The following is a 3,458-nucleotide window of genomic DNA, read 5'->3' as shown; positions in this document are numbered from 1 at the left end:
CTCTGTGGAGGGTTTGTTGGGCTGCCAGGCATGGCCTGGTGCCGCATACCGTCGGCCGGTGGGTCGGGTCTTGGTGTGGTGCTGTGGGTTGTGGGTTGGTCGTTTGTTGAGAATTGCACAGTGGACGCGAGCATCTTTGTGGTCAAGTTGTCAAGGGCGAACGGTGGATGCCTTGGCACCAGGAGCCGATGAAGGACGTGGGAGGCCGCGATAGGCCTGGGGGAGCTGTCAACCAAGCTGTGATCCCAGGGTGTCCGAATGGGGAAACCTGGCATCAGTCATGTGATGTCACCCGCACCTGAATTCATAGGGTGTGTGGGGGGAACGCGGGGAAGTGAAACATCTCAGTACCCGTAGGAAGAGAAAACAATTGAGTGATTCCGTGAGTAGTGGCGAGCGAAAGCGGATGAGGCTAAACCGGTTGCGTGTGATACCTGTCAGGGGTTGCGTGGTCGGGGTTGTGGGACCCTGCTCAACAGGCTGACACCTGTTGGAGGAGTGAGAAAGCCAGTTGCTAGCTGAACAGTCTGGGAAGGCTGACCGTAGACGGTGAGAGTCCGGTAGGTGAAAGTGGCTGGTCTCCTGTGGGTGTTCCCGAGTAGCGGCGGACTCCTGAAATCTGCCGTGAATCTGCCAGGACCACCTGGTAAGCCTAAATACTTCCTGGTGACCGATAGCGGACGAGTACCGTGAGGGAATGGTGAAAAGTACCCCGGGAGGGGAGTGAAATAGTACCTGAAACCGTTCGCCTACAATCCGTCGGAGCCTTGCGGGGTGACGGCGTGCCTTTTGAAGAATGAGCCTGCGAGTTAGTGGCATGTGGCGAGGTTAACCCGTGTGGGGGAGCCGTAGCGAAAGCGAGTCTGAATAGGGCGATTCAGTCGCGTGTCCTAGACCCGAAGCGGAGTGATCTAGCCATGGGCAGGCTGAAGCGCGGGTAAGACCGCGTGGAGGGCCGAACCCACCAACGTTGAAAAGTTGGGGGATGACCTGTGGTTAGGGGTGAAAGGCCAATCAAACTCCGTGATAGCTGGTTCTCCCCGAAATGCATTTAGGTGCAGCGTCGTGTGTTTCTTGCCGGAGGTAGAGCACTGGATGGTCTAGGGGGCCCACAAGCTTACCGAAATCAGCCAAACTCCGAATGCCGGTAAGTGAGAGCGCGGCAGTGAGACTGCGGGGGATAAGCTTCGTAGTCGAGAGGGAAACAGCCCAGATCACCAGCTAAGGCCCCTAAGCGTGTGCTAAGTGGAAAAGGATGTGGGGTCGCATAGACAACCAGGAGGTTGGCTTAGAAGCAGCCACCCTTTAAAGAGTGCGTAATAGCTCACTGGTCAAGTGGTTCCGCGCCGACAATGTAGCGGGGCTCAAGTACACCGCCGAAGCTGTGGCATTCACATTTTTACTTCGCGGGAGCCTTCGGGTTTCTGTGCAGGTGTGTGGATGGGTAGGGGAGCGTCGTGCCGGGGGTGAAGCAGCCGAGTGATCGAGTTGTGGACGCGGCACGAGTGAGAATGCAGGCATGAGTAGCGAAAGAAGGGTGAGAAACCCTTCCGCCGGATGACCAAGGGTTCCAGGGCCAGGTTAATCCGCCCTGGGTGAGTCGGGACCTAAGGCGAGGCCGAGAGGCGTAGTCGATGGACAACGGGTTGATATTCCCGTACCCGCGAAGGAGCGCCCGTGATGAACCTCGTTGTGCTAACCACCCGAGCTGCTGGATGCCTTCGGGCTGATGGTGGGGAGGCTGGGAACCTGGCGGGTAGTAGTCAAGCGATGGGGTGACGCAGGAAGGTAGCTGAGCCCGGCCGGTGGTTGTGCCGGGGTAAGCGTGTAGGCCGTGTTGTAGGCAAATCCGCAACACATGATGGCTGAGACGTGATGCCGAGCCGATTCAGGTGAAGTCAGTGATCCTATGCTGCCGAGAAAAGCCTCTAGCGAGTTCCGAGCGGCCCGTACCCCAAACCGACACAGGTGGTCAGGTAGAGAATACCAAGGCGATCGGGTGAACTGTGGTTAAGGAACTCGGCAAATTGCCCCCGTAACTTAGGGAGAAGGGGGGCCGGAGACGTGAAGCCCCGTGCGGGTGGAGCGTTGTATGGCCGCAGAGAGCAGGGGGAAGCGACTGTTTACTAAAAACACAGGTCCATGCGAAGAAGTAATTCGATGTATATGGACTGACGCCTGCCCGGTGCTGGAACGTTAAGGGGACCTGTTAGCTCTTCGGGGCGAAGCGGAGAACTTAAGCGCCAGTAAACGGCGGTGGTAACTATAACCATCCTAAGGTAGCGAAATTCCTTGTCGGGTAAGTTCCGACCTGCACGAATGGCGTAACGACTTCCCCACTGTCTCAACCACAGGCCCGGCGAAATTGCAGTACGAGTAAAGATGCTCGTTACGCGCGGCAGGACGAAAAGACCCCGGGACCTTTACTATAGCTTGACATTGGTATTTGAGTTAGCTTGTGTAGGATAGGTGGGAGCCGGTGAAGTCCATACGCCAGTATGGGTGGAGGCAATCTTGAAATACCACTCTGGTTGATTCGGGTATCTAACTTCGGGCCGTTATCCGGTTCAGGGACAGTGTCTGGTGGGTAGTTTAACTGGGGCGGTTGCCTCCTAAAAGGTAACGGAGGCGCCCAAAGGTTCCCTCAGCCTGGTTGGCAATCAGGTGTTGAGTGCAAGTGCACAAGGGAGCTTGACTGTGAGACTGACAGGTCGAGCAGGGACGAAAGTCGGGACTAGTGATCCGGCACTTGCGTGTGGAAGCGGTGTCGCTCAACGGATAAAAGGTACCCCGGGGATAACAGGCTGATCTTCCCCAAGAGTCCATATCGACGGGATGGTTTGGCACCTCGATGTCGGCTCGTCGCATCCTGGGGCTGTAGCAGGTCCCAAGGGTTGGGCTGTTCGCCCATTAAAGCGGTACGCGAGCTGGGTTTAGAACGTCGTGAGACAGTTCGGTCTCTATCCGCCGTGCGCGTAGGATACTTGAGAAGGGCTGTCCCTAGTACGAGAGGACCGGGACGGACGAACCTCTGGTGTGCCAGTTGTCCCGCCAGGGGCACGGCTGGTTGGCTACGTTCGGAAGGGATAACCGCTGAAAGCATCTAAGCGGGAAGCTCGCTTCAAGATGAGGTATCCCACCACATTCGTGTGGGTAAGGCCCCCAGTGAGACGACTGGGTTGATAGGCCGGAGATGTAAGCTCGGTAACGGGTTGAGTTGACCGGTACTAATAGGCCGAGGACTTGACTACGAAGCTGCTACGCGTCCACTGTGCAACTCTTGACAAGCGAACAGCAGACCCGTGTTGGGTGTTGTTTGATATGTCGATAGGGTTACGGCGGTTATGGCGGAGGGGAAACGCCCGGTTACATTCCGAACCCGGAAGCTAAGCCTTCCAGCGCCGATGGTACTGCACTCGGGAGGGTGTGGGAGAGTAGGACGCCGCCGGACATTCTTC

At 57.1% G+C, this 3,458-nt stretch carries 2 rRNA genes; both read left to right on the top strand.

Going from position 1 to position 3,458, the window contains the following annotated elements:
- Positions 1-140 precede the first annotated feature (140 nt).
- A 23S ribosomal RNA gene (locus AWW66_RS31730) occupies positions 141-3,251 on the top strand.
- A gap of 83 nt (positions 3,252-3,334) precedes the next feature.
- A 5S ribosomal RNA gene (gene rrf, locus AWW66_RS31725) occupies positions 3,335-3,451 on the top strand.
- The last annotated feature ends 7 nt before the right edge of the window (positions 3,452-3,458 follow it).

Source organism: Micromonospora rosaria (genome assembly GCF_001567585.1).
Lineage (GTDB): Bacteria > Actinomycetota > Actinomycetes > Mycobacteriales > Micromonosporaceae > Micromonospora > Micromonospora rosaria.
This window is presented reverse-complemented; position numbering and strand designations above follow the sequence as displayed.